The 1782-nt window shown below is 70.9% G+C and carries 3 protein-coding genes; 2 read left to right on the forward strand and 1 reads right to left on the reverse strand.

All coding sequences use genetic code 11. The features are described from left to right. On the forward strand, positions 1-253 hold a 253-nt coding region (locus tag FV228_RS28640; protein ID WP_147857575.1), incomplete at its 5' end, for a VOC family protein. Positions 254-420: 167 nt separating this feature from the next. On the opposite strand, the gene FV228_RS28645 is transcribed toward FV228_RS28640, so the two are convergent. After that, complete coding sequence (locus FV228_RS28645; RefSeq protein ID WP_147857576.1) at positions 421-1044, reverse strand: ribonuclease H-like domain-containing protein; 624 nt, start codon at positions 1042-1044, stop codon at positions 421-423. Between the two features lie 83 nt (positions 1045-1127). On the opposite strand from FV228_RS28645, the gene FV228_RS28650 reads away from it, so the two are divergent. Further along, positions 1128-1559, forward strand: coding sequence for a cupin domain-containing protein (locus FV228_RS28650; protein ID WP_147857577.1), 432 nt, complete (start codon positions 1128-1130; stop codon positions 1557-1559). Positions 1560-1782: the final 223 nt, after the last annotated feature.

The following is a 1782-nucleotide window of genomic DNA, read 5'->3' on the forward strand; positions in this document are numbered from 1 at the left end:
GGACGGGACCTGGCCGGCGGACGGCGCCGCGCCCTACGCGATGGATTGGGGCCGCCGTCCGCACCCGGCCGGGACGATGCCGGATCTTGGGGCACGTCTCGCGGATTTCACGCTGGAGCACCCGGATCCGGACGCGACGGCGGCCCGGTTGGCGGGGCTCGGCCTCATCGATCCGCCGCGGATCGTCCCCGGCCCGCTCCCGCGCTACACCGCCCGGATCACGACGCCGTCCGGCCCGCGCACGCTGACCTGAGGACGGGCCCTCCCGGCCGGCCTGATCGGGTGGATGACCGGCGAGGAGGGCCTGGCCGCGACTCGCGAGCCCCGGCGCAGGAAACCTAGCAGCCCCCCATCGCGCCGCGGTGACGGGAAAGCCCCGTTCTGCACAGGAATCGCCGCACGGGGACCGGGTGCCACCGCTCAGGTGTGCGCGAAGATGTCGGTCTCCGGCCAGCCGTCCAGGTCGAGCCGGGCGCGGGTCGGCAGGAAGGCGAAGCAGGCGGCGGCGAGATCGGTGCGGCCCTCACGGGCCAGCATGGCGTCGAGCCGCTCCCGGGCGGCGTGGAGATGGAGCACGTCCGAGGCCGCGTAATCCTGCTGGGCCTGCGTCAGGGTCTCGGCGCCCCAATCGGAGGATTGCTGCTGCTTGGAGAGATCGACGCCCACCAGCTCGCGGACCACGTCCTTGAGCCCGTGGCGGTCGGTGTAGGTGCGGGCGAGCTTCGAGGCGATCTTGGTGCAGTAGGCCGGCTCCGGCATCACGCCGAACGCCTTGAACAGCACCGCCACGTCGAACCGGGCGAAGTGGAAGATCTTCAGGACTCCGGGATCCGCTAGGACGCGCTTGAGCACCACCGGTTCCGGCCCGTCCTGCGGGATCTGGACCACATCCGCCGTGCCGTCGCCGGTGGAGATCTGGACCACGCAGAGCCGGTCCCGGTGCGGGTTGAGGCCGAGCGTCTCGGTGTCGATGGCCACCGCCCGGCCCGCTTCGTAATCGGCGGGCAGGTCGCCACGGTGGAGGCGTACGATCGGGCTCGGCATTTTTTTGGGACCTTGAGGGTGTTGCGCCGGTACCATCGGCGCCAAGTGCCGGCAAGCTGCCGGCGCGGCACGCGGAGAGGCGAATGACGACAGCAGCCGAGGTGATCGCGACCCTGGGCCTCAAACCCCATCCGGAGGGCGGGCATTACCGCGAGACCTTCCGCGATCCGCGCATGGTGGACGGCCGCTCGGTCGGCACCGCGATCTATTTTTTGCTCGACATCGGCGAGGCCTCGGCCTGGCACCGCGTGGACGCCACCGAGATCTGGCACTGGCATGCCGGCGCGCCGCTGGTGATCACCACGAGCCCGAACGGCCACGACGCCACCGCCCAGCATCTCGGACCCGACCTCGCCGCCGGGCAGCGCCCGCAATGCGTGGTGCCGGCCGGCCATTGGCAGACCGCCACCAGCCTCGGCGCCTGGACACTGGTGGGCTGCACGGTCTCACCGGGCTTCGACTTCTCCGGCTTCGAGATGGCCCCGCCCGACTGGCGGCCGACGCCGAGGGGCTAGCGTCCGGGCGCGACCGGCACCGGGAAGGTGGTCATGGCGGCAAGCATTTCGGGCGAGACAGCGCTGCGGGCGCACGGGATGGACCATCGGTTGGACCAGGGCGATCGCTTGAAGGGGATCAGGCGGTCTGAGTGACGATGGCTCTGAGGTAGTCGTGGTTCCAAGCGGCGGCTTTTCTGCGGGTCTTGAGGCTGTCCGTGTCGGATGCGGTGCGGATGAGGTT

The organism is Methylobacterium sp. WL18 (assembly GCF_008040015.1).
Lineage (GTDB): Bacteria > Pseudomonadota > Alphaproteobacteria > Rhizobiales > Beijerinckiaceae > Methylobacterium > Methylobacterium mesophilicum.

Excerpts from the sequence above, each read along its gene's own strand:
- FV228_RS28650 (WP_147857577.1), top strand. The coding sequence starts at position 1,128 with ATGACGACAGCAGCCGAGGTGATCGCGACCCTGGGCCTCAAACCCCAT.
- FV228_RS28645 (WP_147857576.1), bottom strand. The coding sequence starts at position 1,044 with ATGCCGAGCCCGATCGTACGCCTCCACCGTGGCGACCTGCCCGCCGAT.